Genomic DNA, 18,342 nt, shown 5'->3' with positions numbered 1-18,342 from the left:
AAGACAGTATGGGGAATCCCCAAGCACTAGGGTAACCTCAACCGCGCCCCCGGGCTGACGAAAGCCCATATCAGTGGCCCATGCTACGCCTGGACGGGCAGCAGGAATCCGTCCAGCACCAGGTTGCGGACCTCGGCTTCCAGCGCCGGCGCAAACTCCGGATCGTCCCGGCCCAGCAGGGCACCCAGCGCACCGATGATCGCGCCGGCGGGCAAATCGCCGTCGCACGCCGAGACGAAGCCGGTGAGCTCCGTGCTCATCAGGTTGGTGCGGCGCAGGCCCGCTCCCTGGCGCAGCAGGATCACGCCGGGATGTTCGGCGCCGGGACGCTGGTGGCGTTCCTCCGTGACGTCCTCTGCCACCACCAGATGCTCAGCGGCGAGATCCGGATGGGCCTGGCTCCAGTCAAAGCGGTCGACGGCGGCAGCCAGGTGCGGTCCGATCGGGGCTTCCAGCGGATGGGTAATTTCCTCGAACCGGCGAAGCGGCGTGGCGCCGCGTTCCGCGCGGCGGCGCATCCAGACCGATCCGAAGCCGATTCCGGTGGTTCCGCGCGAGGCGAAATCGGCGAGGTAGGCGGCGTAGGACGCGGCGTAGTCCTTGCGGTCGCGGTTCTCTGCTGCGTCGCGGAGCCACATTTCGGCATATTCCGCGGGGCTGAGGACTTCGCGCTGGATGACCCAGGCGTCCATGGACTCCGGCAGCCAGGAACGAAGCCTGGCGCTCCAGCCGGTTTCGTTTTCCTCGCCGTGTTCCGCGTCGCCGGGCTCCTGGATCTCCCAGTTGCCGAGCAGCTGCGCTGTTCCGCCGGGCGCCAGGACACTCTCGAGGTTGCGGAACAGGCCGGACACTATGGCGTCACCGGGCAGTCCGCCGTCGCGGTAGGTGAAACGTTCCTCCGGAGTTTCCTCCGCGGAGCGCGGGGTAATGACGAACGGCGGGTTCGTGACCACCAGGTCGAACTGTTCCCCGGTCACCGGTTCGAGCATGCTGCCCAGCCGCAGGTCGACCCTGTCTTCCGGACGGGCCGGGTCGATGCCCAGTGCCGCGGCGTTCAGCAGGAGGTTGAACCGGGTGAAGGCCAGGGCCCGTTCGGAAATGTCCGTCGCGGTGACGTGCTGCGCGTGGCTGAGCAGGTGGAAGACCTGGATGCCGCAGCCGGTGCCCAGATCCAGTGCCCTGTCGGCCGGGCGGCGGACGGTCAGCTGGGCCAGGGAAAGCGAGGCCTGCCCGATGCCCAGCACGTGGTCATGCGGCAGCACGCCGGGGCGCTGGTGGGAACCGAGGTCGCTGGCGACCCACAGCAGGGTTGCGGGCAGCGCGTCCGGCCTTCCGTCGCCGTTGCCGCCGTTGCCGCCGTCGGACACAGGTGGTGCATCAAAGGAATAGGGGCGCAGGTCCACCGCGGCGCGAACCCGGTCCGGGTTCTCCGGGTCGTCCTCGATGAGGCCGAGGCTCCGCAGGCCTGCGGAGCCGGTCCGGGGGAAAGCCTTCTCCAGGAGTGCCGCAGGCAGGGACTCCCCCACCAGCCACAGCGCCACGGCCGCCGCAACAGGTTCGGGTGCCGCGGCGTCGAACGCTGCCTGGCAGGCAAGCATTGCCGGCACCACCTGGTCCCTGCCCAGCGCCGCACCGGCCTCCTCGCCCAGGAAGGCGGCGACGCCGTCGACCGTGTAGCCGGCATCGCTGAGATCCGCAGCGAGGCCGGCCAGCAGCGGGAGGTCGGAACTTTGGGGTGTGCCCGGGACACGGGAGAAGTCATTCACCAATCCAGTCTAGGTTCCGGGGCACCTGCCCCTTCCCCCGCACCGCCTCCCCCGATAGCAGAAACTGCCCGTATGAGCGTTCATACGGGCAGTTTCTGCTATCTCGTTGGGTGAGGCGCTGGTCAGGCGCGGCGGGGGATCTTGATGAAGGGCGCCAGCACCAGTCCGGCCGTGGCCAGGAGCGCTCCGATGATGAAGGCGGTGTGCGCGCCGGAGAACAACGAATCCAACAGGGCCGAGCCTTCGCCGAGCTTCGCAGCGGAAAGCATGGACAGGACCGTGACGAAGATGGTGGTGCCGATCGCGCCGCCAAGCTGCTGTCCGGTGTTGAAAATCGCCGAGCCGTGGCCGTAGAGCCGGGGATCGACCGTCGCCAGGGCCGCGGAGAGAAGCCCGGTCATCAGCATGGCCAGTCCGATGCTGAAGACAATGTGGGCCGCCGTGAACGCCCAGAGCGGGGACTCCGCAGTGAGGAACACGTAGAGCCACTGCCCCAGTGCCAGCATGGCGGCACCCGGGATGAGGACCGGGCGCGGGCCAAACTTGTCAAAAACCCGGCCGAAGACGGGTCCGACGGCGGCCTGCACCAGTCCGCCGGGCAGAAGCATCATGCCGATGGTCAGGGTGTCCAGGCCGCGGCCGGTCTGGAGCATGATCGGCACTATCATCACGGTTCCCAGCAGGGTGCCCATGGCGATCATGATCATGACGACGCTGAGGCTGAAGTTCCGGTTCCGGAACGGTGCCAGGTTCAGCAGTTCCCTGCCGGTCCGGGCAAGGGTGATCTGCCGTTTGATGAACAGGACCAGGGATCCGGCACCGACGACGACGCTCGCTCCGACCAGGAGGAGGTTCTCCGACGCGTGTTCCAGGCTGGAAATCGCGTAGACCAGGAACCCAAAGGCCAGGGCGGAGAGAATCACCGAGGGAACGTCCAGCGGCAGCTTGCGGGTGGCGGAGGGGATCTTGATGAAGATGATTCCCAGGACGAGGATCACCAGGGCGATCGGCGTCATCAGCACGAAGATCCAGTGCCAGCTCAGGGCATTGACCACTGCACCGGACACAGTGGGTCCGACGGCCGGCCCCACCGAAATGACGATGGAGTTCAGCCCCATGATGGCACCGCGCTTGTGCATGGGCACCAGCGTCAGCGTGGTGGTCATCAGCAGCGGCAGCACGATCGCTGTGCCCACGGCCTGAATAATCCGGGCGATCAGCAGGACAGCGAAGCTCGGCGCAAAGACTGCGAGTACCGTGCCGACCAGGAAGCTGGCCAGGGCAAAGATAAACAGGCTGCGGGTGGTGAAGCGCTGGAGCAGGAATCCGGTGGCGGGGATGACCACGGAGACGGTCAGCAGGAATCCGGTGGTGAGCCACTGCCCTGCTGCGGCGGAAACGTCCAGATCCGCCATGATCGAGGGCAGGGCCACGGTCAGGACTGTTTCATTCAGGATCATCAGGAACGCGGCCAGGGCCAGTGCTCCGATGATGCCTGTCAGCTGTTTGGTGGACAGTGCCGGACGGGGCGGTGCAGCGGTCTGCCCCTGGTGCTCGGCTGTGGTGCTTTCGTGACTCAAGGATTCCTCGGTTTCTGTCGGACTCGAACCGGAAAATACTGTCACAGACTGACAGATTTTTCTAACCGAAGTGGCATACTGTGACAGAAGACAAGCGCTCGCGGACACTCCAACGGAAGCTGGGACAGCGTGGGAAAAAGGGAAGACCACAAGGCCGCAACCAGACGGGACATCCAGCTGGCAACCCTGGACCTGCTGGAGACAGCGGGGATCGAGACCACGACGGTGGCCCGCATTGCGGAACGGGCCGGAATCTCCGAGCGGACCTTCTTCCGCTACTACGACTCGAAGGAATCCGCCGCGGTGCCGGGCCAGAGCGAACTGCTGGACGCGCTCCTCTCCCGGGAGCTCCAGCCTTCCCTGTCCCCGGCTGAGATTCTGCGAGAGCTGATCGATGCCTGCCGGGAACAGTTCGCCTATGAGGTTGAACAGGTGGAGTTCAAACGGATTTCGAGGCTGCTGCTGCACGAACCCAGGCTGCTGCAGGCGGTCTCCCGTCAGGAAATACACCTGGTGAATGTGCTGAGCGGCGCGCTGGCCGAACGGGGCCTGCTCCCCCGGATGCAGGCACAAATCGTGGCGGAGCTGATTACCTGCACCTGGCGGATTGCCTGGCAGTGCTTTGCCCTGGAGGAAACCGCCGGCCGTGCCTCGAATCCTGCGGAGCTGTTCGAGCAGGCAGTATCCAGCCTGGCGGAAGTCACCGCCCCGGCTGCGTTCAGCGCTTAGCAGGACTCGGCTGCCGGGGCGGAGGCCCTGCTTTAGCCGACGGGTTCCGTCAGGGTTTCGCGTTCCGCCCCACCCAGTCCGGCAGCCTGCTGTGCTGCCGCGTGCCGCGCCGCCCGGTATCCGAAGACCATGGCCGGGGCGATGGTCGACCCGGCGCCGGGATAGGTGCGGCCCATCACCGATGCCGTGGTGTTCCCCGCGGCATAGAGCCCGGGAATCAGGCTTCCGTCTTCCCGAAGCACCCTCGCCTCTTCATCGGTCAGCACGCCGCCCTTGGTGCCAAGATCTCCGGGGTAGAGCCGGATGGCGTAGAACGGACCCTTTTCCAGCGGGCCGAGGTTCGGGTTCGGCTTGACCCGCGGATCGCCGTAGTAGTTGTCATACGCGGTGGCGCCCCGGTTGAAATCCTCATCCACCCCGGTGCGCGCGAATCCGTTGAAGCGCTGCACGGTGTCCTCCAGCGCTCCCTGCGGCAGGCCCATCTGCTCAGCCAGCCCGGTCAGTGTGTCAGCGCGCAGCAGCAGGCCCGCCCGCCTCCACTTCTTTCGCCCGGACACGAGGGACGCGTTCAGGTAGCGCTGGGTATGCCGGACGTCGGTGACCAGCCAGCTGGGCACTGAAGGCGCTTTGGCCTGGCGTTCGAGCATGTGGTGGCCGAAGTCCACGTAGGACTCGGACTCGTTGAGGTACCGGTTGCCTTCCCCGTCCACCACCAGGGAGAACGGCATGGACCTCTCGGCCAGCGTGAAGGTGACCCTGCCTGTCGGACCGACTGTCGATGGTCCCCACCAGGCGTCGTCCATCAACGCCAGGCCTCCGCCGAGCTGGCTGACCATATCGATCACCGTGCCCTGGTCGCCGTCGGGCGCTGAAGAGTACTCCCGTTCCAACCCGTGGTATTTCTTCCGCCACTCGGCGTTCCGCGCGAAGCCGCCCGCACCGAGAATCACCCCGGAACGCGCCCGGATCCGCACCGGCTTCCCGCCGCGGGTGACGACGGCGCCGATCACGGCTCCGTCCCCATCCTGGATCAGGTCCGTCAGCGGGGAGGAGAGCCAGACCGGGGTCTGCTGGTTGCGGACTATGTACATCAGGGACGACGTCAAGGCGCCGCCGGTACCGAACAGCCGCTTGCCGGCGAGCAGTCCGCCGAGGGTGCGGAACACAAAGCGGGCCCCGCGGACAAAGCCTCCGGGCGTTGACCAGGCACGGGAAATTTCCCAGACATCGTCTGTCGTCAGGGGAACCGGCATCCCCTGCGATTTCGCCCTCGCCTTGTTGAACCACGGGCCGAGCAGGCGGGTGTCGAACGGTTTCACCTCGAGGGAGCGGCCAATCATTCCGCCGGGACGGTCCGGATAGTAGTCGGGGTAGTCTTTCGACCTCATCCACTGCACCCCCAGCCCGCCCAGGAAATCCACCAGTTCCGGAACGGTTCGCAGGAATGCCACCTTGCGTTCCCTGGAGGAGGCCGGGCCGACGTCCCCGATGACCTCTTCCATGTAGGTCAGTGCCTTCTTCTCACTGTCGCTGACGCCGTCGGCGCGCATGAGCGGATTGTTCGGCATCCACAGTCCGCCGCCCGAAATCGCCGTTGTCCCGCCCCAGAATTCGGTACTTTCCACAACCAGGACATCCTGTCCGGCGTCCGCAGCGGTTATGGCCGCGGTCAGTGCCGCACCGCCGCTTCCCACGACCAGGACATCCGTGATCCGGTCCCATCCGGCGCCGGCGTCTTTGCCTGCCTGATGTTTGGCCGGCTGCGCTGCCGGTGTTCCGGGTACCTGAGGCATGCCGGCAGGCATGCCTTGTGCGGCTGAGGTGCCGCTCGTTTCTGTGCTTTCCATCCCCAGTGCCTTTCCGCGGCCCTGCCCGTCAGGGGCAGGGACGAACCGTGTCCGGCCGGTCGGCCGTGCGCGGGAGCGTACCAGCCGCAGGAGCGTTTGGGGACGGGAAGGCGCCCGGCGGCGGATAACCGTCAGGCGGGGCTTCGGCGGGGTGCCGCAGCAGGTGCGGCAGTGCTACTGTGCGCCGTCCTGGTCCGCACAGCCGTCAGGGCAGCGGAGGGTGGAAGGGTCCGCAGCGCACTCGGCGCAGTACAGCGTGAGCTTGCGGCAGGACGGGTTGGAGCAGTTCTCGAACTTGCTGGTCGGAGCCTGGCAGCGGACGCATTGTCCGATCGTGGCGGCGTCGTCAGTGAACTCCATGTGCATCCGCTTGTCGAAGACATACAGCGAGCCCTCCCACAGGCCCTTGTCCCCGAAGGTCTCCCCGTAGCGGACGATTCCGCCCTTCATCTGGTAGACCTCCTGGAACCCGCGGTTCACCATGAGCGCGGAAAGCACTTCGCAGCGCACGCCGCCGGTGCAGTACGTGACCACGGGCTTGTCCTTGAGGTCGTCGTACTTGCCCGACTCCAGTTCCTTGATGAAGTCATGGGTGGTGGTGACGTCCGGAACCACGGCCCCCTTGAACTTGCCGATCTGGGCTTCGAAGGCATTGCGCCCGTCGAAGAAGACGACTTCCTCGCCCTGGGCCTTCTTCTGCTCCACCAGGCTGTGCAGCTCTTCGGGCCGCAGGTGCGTGCCGCCGCCCACGACACCGTTTTCGTCGACCTTGAGCTCACCGGGAGCGCCGAAGCTCACGATCTCGGGACGGACCTTCACGCTCAGCCGCGGGAAGTCGTCCGCCGAGCCCTCGGAATACTTGATGTCCATCTTCTTGAAGGCGGGGTATTCCCTGGTTGCCTTCACGTAGGCCTTGACGGCGCCCAGTTCCCCGCCAACGGTTCCGTTGATGCCGTCCTTGGAGACCAGGATCCGCCCGCGCAGGCCCAGTTTTTCGCACAGGGTCCGCTGCCAGAGGCGGATGGCCTCCGGGTCGGAGAGAGGGGTGAAAGCGTAGTAGAGAGCAATTCGGTTAACAGCCACGTCTTAAGGGTAGACCGGCGGGGGAAATCCTTATTTTGTGTTCAGCCCTGCCGCCGGCTGGGGCTGCGGGCTAATGTTCATTCATGAACGCGCTAACCGACGAACTCCTGGACACCTGGTTCACTGGGTGGGCCCTTGCCCGCGGTTACGAGACGCGCCGCGAGGGCCGGTTTCCTGCGGCTTTCCTGCACGACAAAACCAATAACTGGGAGTATTTCGCGCTGGAGCCTTCGCAGGACGAATTTGCGGCTCTGGCTTCCTCGGCGCGGCAGGGTGCGGGACGGCTGTTCACCATCGTCACCTCGCGGATCGGCGAGTTCAACGGCGCGGCCAACGTCTACGGGCTGTCGGTCAGGTCCACCGATGAAGTGTTCATGGTGCTGGACATGGACGGGCAGGACATCGAGGACCCGCTTCCTCCGGACGGATTCGAGGCCGAGACGTTCCGGCGCGGCACCGGGGGGAAGGTGCTCGTCACCCTGGACGGCGGACCTGCCGCCCTCGGCCACGTTGCGGTGGTGGACGGGTACGCGGTCTACGACCAGATCGCCACGGAACCGGACTTCCGCCGCCGCGGACTGGGCAGCTACGTGATGCGGGCCCTGACCGCAGTCGCCCTGGAACACGACGCCGAGACCGGGCTGCTCATCTCACCGGAAACAGGGCTGGAACTGTACCGCTACCTGGGCTGGGATTCGCTGGCCAGCGTGATGATGTTCGAACCACGGCTGTAGCTGATTTCGCCTGCCGCGGACCCCGTGCCGTCCGGGTCCCGGTCCCGGGTACACCGGTGGGAGAATGGCCGCGTGGCCTTACATGATTCCCTGATCCCGCTGCTGGGCGGCGGTGCCGAACCGGAGCAGCTGGTCCACGTCCACGAGATTCCGGCCCGGCAGGCCCAGACGGTGCCGTGGCCCCAATGGGTCCACCCCGATGTGATCTCGGCCTACGAGCGGCTCGGTGTCCACCTTCCCTGGCGGCACCAGGCGGAGGCAGCGGAGTCTGCCCACTCCGGCAGGCACACGATCATCTCCACCGGCACGGCCTCGGGAAAGTCACTGGCCTACCAGCTCCCGGTGCTGGACGAGATTCACCGCACCGCCCTGGACGACCGGATCAGCCTGGAGCCCACCGGCTCTGTGGCGCTATACCTTTCACCCACGAAGGCGCTCGCCGCCGACCAGCTTGCCGCCCTGAACGCGCTTCACCTCCCCACGCTCAGGGCAGAAACGTACGACGGCGACACGGACCCGGGGGCCCGGCGCTGGATCCGGGACCACGCGAACATGGTGCTGGCCAACCCCGACATGCTGCACTTCGGCGTGCTGCCCAACCACACCTGGTGGGCACGGTTCTTCCGGCGCCTGAAGTACGTCATCATCGATGAGGCCCACAGCTACCGTGGCGTTTTCGGGTCGAACGTGGCGAACCTGATGCGGCGGCTGCGCCGGATCTGCGCCTACTACGGTGCCGATCCGGTGTTTATTGGCGCCTCCGCCACCTCGGCGGACCCCGCCCAGTCCTTTGGGCGGCTGATCGGCGGGGACGTCCACGCCGTGACCCATGACTATTCTCCGCACGGCGCCACCACCGTGGCACTCTGGGAACCGCAGCTGACCGAGCTGAAAGGCGAGAACGGAGCCCGCGAGCGCCGGACGGTCATCGCCGAAACCTCCGACCTGCTGGCGAACCTGGTCTCGGCCCAGGTACGCACCATCGCATTCATCAAATCCCGCCGCGGCGCTGAGGCGATCGCCACGATCACCCGCCGGCTGCTGGACGAGGTCCATCCGTCGCTGCCGGGGAGGGTGGCGGCCTACCGGTCCGGATATCTCCCGGAGGAACGTCGCGAGCTGGAGAACCAGCTGCGCAGCGGAGCGCTGCTGGGCATTGCCAGTACCTCGGCACTGGAGCTGGGGATCGACATTTCCGGCCTCGACGCCGTTCTGGTGGCCGGCTGGCCGGGAACCCGTGCGTCCCTGTTCCAGCAGATCGGCCGGGCCGGGCGGTCGGGGCAGGATGCCCTGGCGGCCTTCGTTGCCAGCGATGACCCGCTGGACACCTATCTGGTCCATCACCCTGAGGCCATCTTCGACATCTCCGTGGAAGCCACCGTCTTCGATCCTTCCAACCCGTATGTCCTGGGGCCGCACCTGTGTGCGGCGGCTGCGGAACTGCCGCTGACTCCGGACGAGCGCGGCCTCTTCGGTCCCACCGCAGCAGGGCTGCTGGACTCCCTGGTGGCGCAGGGGTATCTCCGGCGCCGTCCGGCCGGCTGGTTCTGGACCCATGCAGAGAGTGCTGCCTCCATGGTGAACCTGCGTGCTGCCGGTGCCGGACCCATCAACATTGTTGAATCGGAAACCGGCACCCTGCTGGGCACCATGGACGGCGCGCAAAGCCAGTACCAGGCGCACACCGGAGCCGTGTACGTGCATCAGGGCCAGACGTTCCTGGTGGATGAACTCAATGAGGCCGACCACTGCGCCATGGTGACCCGGGGCAACCCGGAGTTCTACACCCAGGCCCGGGACATCACCCAGATCGACGTCATGGAAGCCGAGCGCACGTCCCAATGGGGAGAAGTGACCGTCTGCTTCGGCACGGTGAAGGTCACCACCCAGGTGGTCTCCTTCCAGCGCAAGGCCCTGGTCTCGAACGAGATCCTGGGCGAGGAGCCGCTGGACCTTGAGGCCAAGGAGCTGTTCACCAAGGCTGTCTGGTTCATCATCGACGAGAAACTTCTTCTGGGTGCCGGGCTGGCCGCCGCAGACTTCCCCGGCTCGCTGCACGCTGCTGAGCATGCTTCCATTGGCATGCTCCCCTTGGTCGCCACGTCGGACCGCTGGGATATCGGCGGCGTTTCCACTGCCCTGCATGCAGACACCGGCAAGCCGACCATCTTCGTTTACGACGGCCATCCCGGAGGGGCGGGCTTCGCCGAGCGCGCCTACGAAGCTGCGACCGTCTGGCTGACGGCCACCCGGGACGCCATCCGGTCCTGTGAGTGCGACGGCGGCTGCCCCTCGTGTGTGCAGTCCCCCAAGTGCGGCAACAAGAACAACCCGCTAGACAAGAAGGGCGCCGTCACCCTGATCGACGTGCTGCTGGACAGCGCGCCGGACGGTTCGGATGGCTCGGACAGTTCGGACGGAACGGACCGCTCAGCCGGTCCGGATGGAAACCGGGTATCCGCCGGCTCGGCTGCTGAGCTCCGCTAGCCGCCCGGCGGACCAGCCCGGGCACGGGCAGACGGCGGCCACGGCAGGAATTTGCCGGCACGCGACTGCACATGGACAGTGACTGTCTGGGCGGCCAGGTCCGTGGCGCACGATGCCAGCTCAGCGGCATTCCGCCCGGCCACCTCCCCGGCAACGGTGCAGGGATCCCCCGTCCGCAATCCCCTCAACGTGTCAGCCGCGGCCAAAGCCGCCAGATCTGCTGCTGCTCCGGCGCGGGCAGCTCCCACCGTTGCCTGCACGAGCAGCAGCACCGCCAGGATGACCGCAATCAGGCTGAGCGCGATGGCCAATACCAGGACTGTTCCCGATCCTTCTTCTGGCAAGGCAGCCCGCGCGGGCTGCGTACCCTGGCAGCGGCGTGGACCAGAGCACGGGTCACCCACAGAACCTCTGCTTCTTCGGTTCGCGCGCATCCGTGTCATGGAGGCTCCTCCGGCAGTGCCGCGGCCTGCGCGGAGAGGGTGATGGGAAGGTGCTCCAGCAGCGGTGCCTTCAACCCGGATTCCACCCGGACCATCACCCACTCCCCCTCCGCGGCCAGACTCAGAACTGCGTCGGATCCAGCCAGCCGGGCAACGGTTCCGGACGCAGCATCCGCCTCGCCGCGCATGACCTGCCTGGCCGCCGCGCGTGCCGCTTCCTCCAACCGAAGCTGGGTGATCCCTGCTGCCGCCCCGGTAAGCAGCCCTGCCAGCACCACAACGGCCGCCGGCAGCGCCACGGCCAGTTCTGCCGTCACCGCTCCGTGTTCCAGCGACCGGGCAGCGGCACTGCTGCCAGCGCTCGCTCGTCCCAGCCGCCGGGGGTCCCCCGGCTGCCGGATCATCCGAAACTCAGTGCCGCCCGGATCAGCGACATCAGCAGCTCACGGACATCGCCGCTGCCCAAGACGGCGGCGAGGAGCGCCGCGAATGCCACTGCAGCCAGGGTGGCAATGGCGTATTCGGCAGTGGCCATGCCAGCCTCCGGCTCATGAACGGCCGGCAGCTGCCTGCGCTTGGTTCGTATGTCCGTGACCGAGGCGGGCCGGCCGTGATCCGGCTCCGGTTCGCGGTTTGGAACGCGAGTCTCCGGCAGGTCACCTTGCCCGGGCGCCGCTCCGGGGAGCGTTGCCCGGCGGGGCACAGGTGCCGTGCTTTGTGGCGCAAGTGTTTTAGCTGCATGCATTGAGGACATTTTCACTCCTTGTAGGTACCTGCTGGGTTTGTGTCTGCCTGATTGATTCTTCGCCAGTCTCTCGCCCCGGGGTTCGCCCTGGTCCCCGTTCTGGACAAGGCTTCCCGCCCCTGCACTTGTGGAGGAAGAAGGGTCAGAAAGCGGGCAGCAGAGTGAGCACCAGCGGCACCACCGCCAGGCAGATAAACGCCGGGAGGGCACACAGCCCCAGCGGAAGGACCAGCTGAACTCCGAGCGCTGCGGCCCGGCGTTCAGCTTCCCGGGAACGACGGCGGCGGATCTGGGCTGCCTGGGCATGCAGGATGGCGGCGGAGGGTGCACCACTCGTCGCAGCAAATCCCAGGGAGCTCCTGAGCGCTCCTGCGCTGCTCCTGGCTTCTTCCGAGGCTTCGCCGTCGAGGGCCAGCTCCCATGCTGCCGCCCACGGGGCACCGAGTTCCACTGCCGTCACCAGGCGGCGCAGCATCCGCGCCGTGTGCGGATCCGCCGACCCGGCGATAATCCGCAGGGCTGACGGCAACGGGCGTCCGGCGGTGAGCATGGCTCCCGCAAGATCCAGGATCAAAGCCGGGTCGCTGCTGACGGCACTGCGGTAGGTGCGCTCGAGCGGTTGGGCCTGCGGTCCCGGGACGCCGCCGGGCCTGTCCCGCTCAGCGCCGGCTCCGCTGTGCCGTGCCGGCCAAAAAAAGACAGCCGCGGAAACGCCCAGCAGCAGGCCCACGATGATGCCGGTCAATGCGGGGTCCGCGGGATCATCAGCGTCCGCCTGCGCTTCCCGCCGCACGGCGCACCAGTGCCATCGACCAGGCCCTTGCGCCCAGCGCCAGCCCCAGACCGGTTACCGCGGTGGCCCATCCCAGCGGCCCGCCCGCCAAGACGGCCAGGGGGTTGCCACCGAGGAGATACCCCATCAGGAGCCCTGCGGCTGGAAGCCAGGTCAGCAGCTTCATCGTCGCTTTCGGACCAGACATCGCCGTGGCACGCGCTGCCGTGGAGTCCAGGGCGGCCTCCAGTTCCCGGCCGTACCGGGCGAGTATGCCGGCCAGCGGAGCGCCGCTGCGTTCCGACGCGTCTACGCAGGCCGCCAGGTCCTGCCAGACCATAGCCACGAAAGGATCTCCCGCCGCCGCTTGCTCAGCGGCCCGCTGGAAAACGGGAACCGGGCTCATGCCCAGGGCCGCCGCACGGGCAGCGGCTTCTAGAATCAACGGGGATGGGCTGTCTTCCCCGTCGATGAGCTCATCCTGCCTGCTCAGGCGTGCAGCGTCCGACCACAGTTCCCTCGGAGTCCGGCCCGCTGACAGCAGGCCCGCGAGCTGCTGGACCAGAAGCGGGAACCGGTGCAGCTCGTCGTCCCGCGACTCTCTGAGCCGACGGATCTTCGTACGGAAACGGGACCCCTGACGAGGTTTTTGCTTCCACCCAGCGCTGCGCTGCTTAGTCCCCTGGCTCGGCGGAAGGGCATCCGCTGGCCGGTGCTTTCCCGGCAGCCTGGCGGCGTCCCCCGCCAGCAGGATCCCCGCGAGCGCGAGCAGGGCTCCCACCGTCCACCCGGTCATCCCCTCATCTCCCGGCACCCGCTGAACCGCACCCATCCGTGGGCAGGGACCGGAACAGGAACGGCCGGCTGGACACCTGGTCGCGGAACCTCATCCCGGGACAATCCCGCCGGCCAGCCTCTGCTGCAGCTGATCCCAGCCCCGCTGGCGCGGCTGGCCGCCCGGCTTCCAGGCAGGCTGGACTCTCAGCTCTCCGTGTGCCGCAACGGAAAAGATCCCAATCTCCCCGATACGCCGGCCTGCCGGCGTGCGTTCCATATGGACGACTGCGTCCAGTGCTCCCGCGGCTTGCAGGGCGAGCGCATCGCTGCTCATCCCGGCCAGTGCGCCCAGGGCCGCCAACCGGGCCGGCACCGTTGACGCAGAGTTGGCATGGATGGTGCCCCCGGCGCCGTCATGCCCGGTGTTCATGGCGGCCAGCAGTTCCCGGATCTCGGCTCCGCGGCACTCACCGACCACCAGACGGTCCGGACGCATCCGCAGTCCCTGCCGGACCAGTTCCGCCAGGTCAATGGAACCTGCTCCCTCCACATTGGTGTGCCTGCACTGCAGTCCCACCACGTGCGGGTGCCTGGGGTCCAGTTCCGCTGCATCTTCGATGAGCACCAGGCGCTCGCCGGGCGCGCAGAGTCCCAGGAGCGCTGAGAGCAGCGTGGTTTTCCCGGTGCCGGTGGCACCGCTGACCAGGAAGTTCAGGCGGCCGGCGACAATCCGGCGCAGCAGCTGCCCTCCTTCTTCATCGAAGGTCCCCGCCGCAAGGAGTTCGGAAAGGGCAAAGCTCCGCGGGCGCCGCAGCCGGATTGAGAGCAGCGTGGTTCCCGTGGAGACGGGAGCCAGGACGGCGTGCACGCGGTGATCGCCCAGTTGGACATCCGCGCACGGGCAGGAATCATCCAGTCTCCTGCCGCCCGCGGCGAGCAGCCGGCCGGCAAGAGCCCGCACATCGGCGTCGGATTCGAACCTTATCCCGGTGAGCTCGAGACCGGCTCCGGTGTCCGTCCAGACCTGGTCTGGCGCGTTCACCAGGATGTCGGTAAGTTCGGGATCGCGAAGCAGGGGCTGAAGCGGCCCCAGGCCCTGCAGGTCCGCCCTGACCCGATCCACCGCCAGCAGGCCGCCTTCAGAGCCGAGGAGGCGTCCGCTGGCATGGACCGCCGCAGCCAGCCTTGTGCCTGTGACCGGGGTTTCTCCGGCGAGAAGATCCGCGCGTACCTGGGACACCAGGCCGGGACTGTAGGTTCCGGAACCCTCCTGCAGGGCGGCGGTCCGGCGGGCGTGTTTGCGGGAGCGTTCCGGCACCGGCCCCGCCGCACCATCGTGCCGTTTTCCGCCCGGACCCCGGCCGGAAGTCATGCGTCGCCCGGAACCGGGTCAACGGCATCGAGGATCCGTGCCAGGGCACGCCTGAACCTGCGCCGCCTCAGTTCCAGCAACCTGCCTCTGTCTTCCGCCGCCGCGACAGCTCGCACACAGGGCAGATATCCCGCGAGGCGGATGCCTGCTGCGTCAGAGACACGGACCTCGTCGAGCCCTTCGCCGAAAGGACCACGGACAACCGCGAAGGTATCGGGGGCACTCGCCTGCAGGGACCCCCACCAGGAACGTGCAGCCAGGAGCAGCTGCGTCCGTCCGGAAAGGACAACCAGCAGGGCATCGCAGTGGCCCAGGACCAGGCTGCCCGGCCGCGGGCAGGTCCCCAGATCGAGAAACGTGAGGTCGAAGGCATAACGGGCAGCTTCGAGCACGGACGGCAGGACCTCCGCTTCCTGGCCTTCCTGCACCGGTTCACCTGCAGGTCTTGTCAGCAGCGAAAAGCCCCCGACATCCGGCAGGGCAGAGACCAGCTGTTCGGGGTTGAGCGTTCCCCGCACATCGGCCAGGTCCGGCCACCGCAGTCCCGGAATGCCTTCGGCTCCCAGCCGGTACTCCAGGCCTCCTCCACAGTCGTCAACGTCAGCAAGCAGGACACCCCTGCCTGTCTGTGCCGCCCGCTGTGCCAGCAGGCAGGCCAGCGTTGATCCCCCGGCACCCCCAAACGTTCCGGCAATCCCAACAACCCGTCCGCGGGGCCCGTTCCTCCGGGCAAGGTGTTCAGCAAGCCAGGCACCGGCAGCCGGCAGGGCCGCCACGCGGTCCATACCGCAGCGGGCCGCGTCTGACCACAGGGCCGCGCTCTCCGGACCCACGCAGATGGTTTCCGTTCCCCTAAGTCCGGCGAGCGAGCGGTGGCCGGCAGTACGGAGAAAATCAGGGGTGAGCAGCACGGTCTGTGGCTGCAGCCTCAGCGCCTCGGCTGCATCGCCGGCGATCTGCATGTCGATCCCCGCCGCGACGGCAATCCGGGCTATGTCATCCTGCAGCACCTGGTCCTCCGGCCGGATCAGGACGACTCCTGTGCCTGCCCCTGACGATACGGTGTCCTCCCTTCGGGGTAGTTCCCGCCCGGGTCCGTCAGCTGGCCGTCCACGCAGGTGTGGACGCCAGAGCGTCGTGTCTGTCATGGACCCAAGCCTTGCCGGAGTCTGCAAGGAAACCTGCCTGCCCGCCGCGATCTGTGGAGAACGCACCCCGGACGCCGGGATGTGCAGGATCGGAGAGCCGGATGCCCGAACCCGAACCGGGACAGGACAGAATGGGAGCGTGTACATAGTCCTCGCCCCTGCACCGGCAGCGCATGCCTGGGTGCTGCAGGAAACCGACGGAACCGGCGCACCCAGCGCATCCGCCGCCGTCGTGCCTTCTGCTGACCTTGCGGCGGCGGTCGACGCGGCGGAGACCCGGCCTGTCCGCTGGGTGTGGGACCGCACCCGCGAAACCTACGGCGCGCTGCTCGCCGCCGGAATCACCGTGGAACGAAGCCACGATGTCAGCCTGTGCCGTGAAATCCTGCGCCATTCTGAATACGCCGCCCCCACCGCCTACGTGGACGCGCTCCGCGCCAACGCGGCGGACGCCGAACCGGACCTCGCTCCCCGCCGGCTGCTCCCCATACCGCCCGCACCGGACCAGGGCTCTCTGTTCGACGGACTTGACGGACTCGACGGCACGGAGGATCCCCGCGCCCGGAACCACGCCCGCACGGCCGAAGACGTTACGGCGGAGCTCCAGGACCAGCTCGCCGCCGTCGCCGGGTCCGCCGAACGCCACAAGCTGACGCTGCTGTTGGCGGCAGAATCCGCCGGCGGACTCGTGGCGGCGGAGATGGAGCACTCCGGCATCCCCTGGCGCCGGGACCTGCACGAAGCCATGCTCGAAGAACAGCTGGGCCCCCGGCCGCCGGAGGGCCAGCGCCCGGCCAAGCTGGAGGCCGCGGCCGCGGAGCTCCGCGCTGCGCTGGGAAACCCGGGTTTCAACCCGGATTCGCCGCAGGAACTGCTCCGCGCCCTGCACCGCGCCGGCATCGAGGTCCGGACCACCCGCACGTGGGAGCTGGAGCAGCAGGACCACCCGGCGATTGAACCGCTGCTGCGCTACAAGAAGCTCTCCCGGCTGCTCTCCGCCAACGGGTGGGCCTGGTTGGATGACTGGGTCGACGGGGGACGGTTCCGCACCGAATACGTGGTGGGCGGCGTTGTCTCCGGCCGGTGGTCCTCCCGCGGCGGCGGTGCCCTGCAGATCCCCAAGAACGTGCGCGATGCCGTGCGTGCCGATCCGGGCCACAAACTCCTGGTTGCGGACGCCGCCCAGCTGGAGCCCAGGGTCTTGGCCGCACTGGGACAGGACGATGTGCTGGCTGCCGCCGCCCGCGGCAAGGACCTCTATCAGGGGATCGCCGACCAGGGCTTCAACGGCGACCGGTCACTGGCCAAGATCGCGATGCTCGGCGCCATGTACGGGGCAACCAGCGGTGAAGCCGGGCGCCTGATGCCGGTCCTCACCCGGACCTACCCCCGGGCCATCGACGTCGTCGAACGGGCTGCCCGGACCGGCGAAGCGGGCAAGAGCGTCTCCACCAGGCTGGGCCGCAGCACTCCGCCGGTCTCCGAACGCTGGCTGCGTTCCCAGCAAACCGCTTCCGCTGAGGAACAGCGCCGCGCAGACACCCTGGCACGTTCCCGGGGCCGTTTCACGCGAAACTTCGTGGTGCAGGGAACGGCTGCGGAATGGGCCACCTGCTGGCTGGCGGGGATACGACGCCGGCTGCGGGCGGCGTCGGGCACCTCGCCGGCGGGTCAGCTGGTGTTTTTCCTCCACGACGAGGTGATGCTACACGTTCCCGCCGGGCGTGTCCGGGAAGCGGAAGCAATCGTCGCTGAAGCGGCCGCGGAGGCCACGGAACTGTTGTTCGGGCAGATCCCGCTGGAGTTCCCCGTGGTGAGCGCCGTCGTCGACTCTTATGCGGAGGCGAAGTAGCCGTTCCGGCTCTACCTGCGCCCTGCGGTCCCGGACGGAGGAAGCTCTGCTGCCGGAAACCACCGAACCACCAGCAGCGAATATGCCAGCAGGAAGGCAAGGGAAAAGGGCAGGGCGGCAAGCGGCAGGTCGGTTGCATTCGGGTCTGCCAGGCCCACCGCGCCGAGGCCCAGGACGCCCACATTGTTGACCACGTGCAGAACGATCGCAGCCTCGAGCCCTCCTGTGCGCCACGTGATCCAGCCGGCGGCCACCGCGAAGGCAGCTACATCGATCTGTCCCACGATGCCGTAGTCATGGCCCAGGACGAACAGTGGAACAGGCATCAGGATCGCAAACGCCGGATGCCGCAGCCAGGACCCAATAACCTGCATCAGCAGCCCCCGGAAGGCGTATTCCTCTGCGGCAGCCTGGATCGGCACAACCGCCAGCACAACCAGCAGCAACAGCCAGACATCCCCGCCCCCGCCGTTCCCGGCGGAGGCTCCGCCTGTGGGTCCCTCGTTGCCCGGCAGCAGCAGGCTGACGGCGCTGGTCACCAGGAACAGTGCCGCGGCCAGCGCCAGGGGTTTAGGGAAGAGCCTCCATCGCAGCCGGCCCGCAGTTGATAAGAGTGTTCCTGCGGGACGCCTGCCGCCCCAGCGGACACCCAGCGCCGCGGCCGGCCAGAGCAGGCAAATCGTGCCCAGCAGGAAAACCAGTTGCCCAGGGTCCCGCAGGTCGGCATCTTCTGACAGTGCCCGGTCAACGCTCACGGACACTGCAGGTACAAAAGCGCCCACAACCAGCATCACTACGACAGCAAGCAGGGTCAGGCCACAGAAGAGGCCGGCCGCGGTTAGCACGGTGAGCAGCGGACGCCACCAGCGGTAGTCCGGCACAGAACGGGCCATGCGGTGGAACGGGTAGGCGTGCACCTGGCGGCCGGGGAAGGTAGGCAGAGTGATAGACATAACCCCAGCCTGTCCCGCCGGTACGGCTGCCCGCTTCGGTACTTCGGCCCGTTT

The 18,342-nt window shown here is 67.6% G+C and carries 16 protein-coding genes; 4 read left to right on the top strand and 12 right to left on the bottom strand.

Annotation, left to right across the window (positions count from 1 at the left end; genetic code table 11):
- Positions 1-83: 83 nt before the first annotated feature.
- Positions 84-1,766, bottom strand: a complete 1,683-nt coding sequence (locus LOC59_RS02005; protein WP_229970443.1) for a DUF7059 domain-containing protein — start codon at positions 1,764-1,766, stop codon at positions 84-86.
- Between the two features lie 122 nt (positions 1,767-1,888).
- Positions 1,889-3,346, bottom strand: coding sequence for an MDR family MFS transporter (locus LOC59_RS02000; protein ID WP_229970441.1), 1,458 nt, complete (start codon positions 3,344-3,346; stop codon positions 1,889-1,891).
- A gap of 129 nt (positions 3,347-3,475) precedes the next feature.
- Here LOC59_RS02000 and LOC59_RS01995 point away from each other — a divergent pair, with 129 nt between their 5' ends.
- Positions 3,476-4,075 (top strand): TetR/AcrR family transcriptional regulator, encoded by a 600-nt coding sequence (locus tag LOC59_RS01995; protein WP_227894087.1) that lies wholly within the window; start codon positions 3,476-3,478, stop codon positions 4,073-4,075.
- A 32-nt stretch (positions 4,076-4,107) separates the two neighbouring features.
- Here LOC59_RS01995 and LOC59_RS01990 read toward each other — a convergent pair whose 3' ends face one another.
- Both LOC59_RS01990 and trhO read right to left on the bottom strand, forming a co-directional pair.
- Positions 4,108-5,922 (bottom strand): FAD-binding protein, encoded by a 1,815-nt coding sequence (locus tag LOC59_RS01990; RefSeq protein ID WP_229970438.1) that lies wholly within the window; start codon positions 5,920-5,922, stop codon positions 4,108-4,110.
- Positions 5,923-6,096: 174 nt separating this feature from the next.
- A complete protein-coding gene (trhO, locus tag LOC59_RS01985) occupies positions 6,097-7,005 on the bottom strand; it encodes an oxygen-dependent tRNA uridine(34) hydroxylase TrhO (protein WP_227915587.1) in 909 nt (302 codons plus the stop codon).
- 83 nt (positions 7,006-7,088) lie between these two features.
- On the opposite strand from trhO, the gene LOC59_RS01980 reads away from it, so the two are divergent.
- A complete protein-coding gene (locus tag LOC59_RS01980; protein ID WP_227915588.1) occupies positions 7,089-7,739 on the top strand; it encodes a GNAT family N-acetyltransferase in 651 nt (216 codons plus the stop codon).
- Between the two features lie 72 nt (positions 7,740-7,811).
- Entirely contained in the window at positions 7,812-10,226 is a 2,415-nt protein-coding gene (locus tag LOC59_RS01975; protein WP_229970436.1) for a DEAD/DEAH box helicase, read from the top strand.
- Here LOC59_RS01975 and LOC59_RS01970 read toward each other — a convergent pair.
- From LOC59_RS01970 to ssd, 7 genes are all read right to left on the bottom strand, one after another.
- The gene (locus LOC59_RS01970) at positions 10,223-10,570 is read right to left on the bottom strand and encodes an Rv3654c family TadE-like protein (protein ID WP_269440038.1); all 348 of its coding nucleotides are present in this window, start codon (positions 10,568-10,570) and stop codon (positions 10,223-10,225) included. The genes LOC59_RS01975 and LOC59_RS01970 overlap by 4 nt on opposite strands.
- A gap of 95 nt (positions 10,571-10,665) precedes the next feature.
- Positions 10,666-11,073, bottom strand: a complete 408-nt coding sequence (locus LOC59_RS01965) for a TadE family type IV pilus minor pilin (RefSeq protein ID WP_229970432.1) — start codon at positions 11,071-11,073, stop codon at positions 10,666-10,668.
- The gene (locus tag LOC59_RS16635; RefSeq protein ID WP_227915716.1) at positions 11,070-11,414 is read right to left on the bottom strand and encodes a DUF4244 domain-containing protein; all 345 of its coding nucleotides are present in this window, start codon (positions 11,412-11,414) and stop codon (positions 11,070-11,072) included. Before LOC59_RS16635 ends, LOC59_RS01965 begins: the two co-directional genes overlap by 4 nt.
- Positions 11,415-11,556: 142 nt before the next feature.
- Entirely contained in the window at positions 11,557-12,207 is a 651-nt protein-coding gene (locus tag LOC59_RS01955; protein WP_229970428.1) for a type II secretion system F family protein, read from the bottom strand.
- The gene (locus LOC59_RS01950) at positions 12,179-12,982 is read right to left on the bottom strand and encodes a hypothetical protein (RefSeq protein ID WP_227894079.1); all 804 of its coding nucleotides are present in this window, start codon (positions 12,980-12,982) and stop codon (positions 12,179-12,181) included. Before LOC59_RS01950 ends, LOC59_RS01955 begins: the two co-directional genes overlap by 29 nt.
- Positions 12,983-13,072: 90 nt before the next feature.
- Positions 13,073-14,335, bottom strand: a complete 1,263-nt coding sequence (locus tag LOC59_RS01945; protein WP_227894078.1) for a TadA family conjugal transfer-associated ATPase — start codon at positions 14,333-14,335, stop codon at positions 13,073-13,075.
- On the bottom strand, positions 14,332-15,483 hold the full coding sequence (ssd, locus tag LOC59_RS01940; RefSeq protein ID WP_229970426.1) for a septum site-determining protein Ssd: 1,152 nt from the start codon (positions 15,481-15,483) through the stop codon (positions 14,332-14,334). The genes LOC59_RS01945 and ssd overlap by 4 nt, the downstream gene beginning before the upstream one ends.
- 139 nt (positions 15,484-15,622) lie before the next feature.
- Here ssd and LOC59_RS01935 point away from each other — a divergent pair, with 139 nt between their 5' ends.
- A complete protein-coding gene (locus LOC59_RS01935; protein ID WP_229970424.1) occupies positions 15,623-17,335 on the top strand; it encodes a bifunctional 3'-5' exonuclease/DNA polymerase in 1,713 nt (570 codons plus the stop codon).
- 11 nt (positions 17,336-17,346) lie between these two features.
- On the opposite strand, the gene LOC59_RS01930 is transcribed toward LOC59_RS01935, so the two are convergent.
- Positions 17,347-18,288, bottom strand: a complete 942-nt coding sequence (locus LOC59_RS01930; RefSeq protein ID WP_229970422.1) for a CPBP family intramembrane glutamic endopeptidase — start codon at positions 18,286-18,288, stop codon at positions 17,347-17,349.
- Positions 18,289-18,342 lie beyond the last annotated feature (54 nt).

Source organism: Arthrobacter sp. zg-Y916 (assembly GCF_020907385.1).
Classification (GTDB): domain Bacteria; phylum Actinomycetota; class Actinomycetes; order Actinomycetales; family Micrococcaceae; genus Arthrobacter_B; species Arthrobacter_B caoxuetaonis.
Note: the sequence above shows the minus strand (reverse complement) of the source record. Positions and strands in the feature narration are given on the sequence as shown.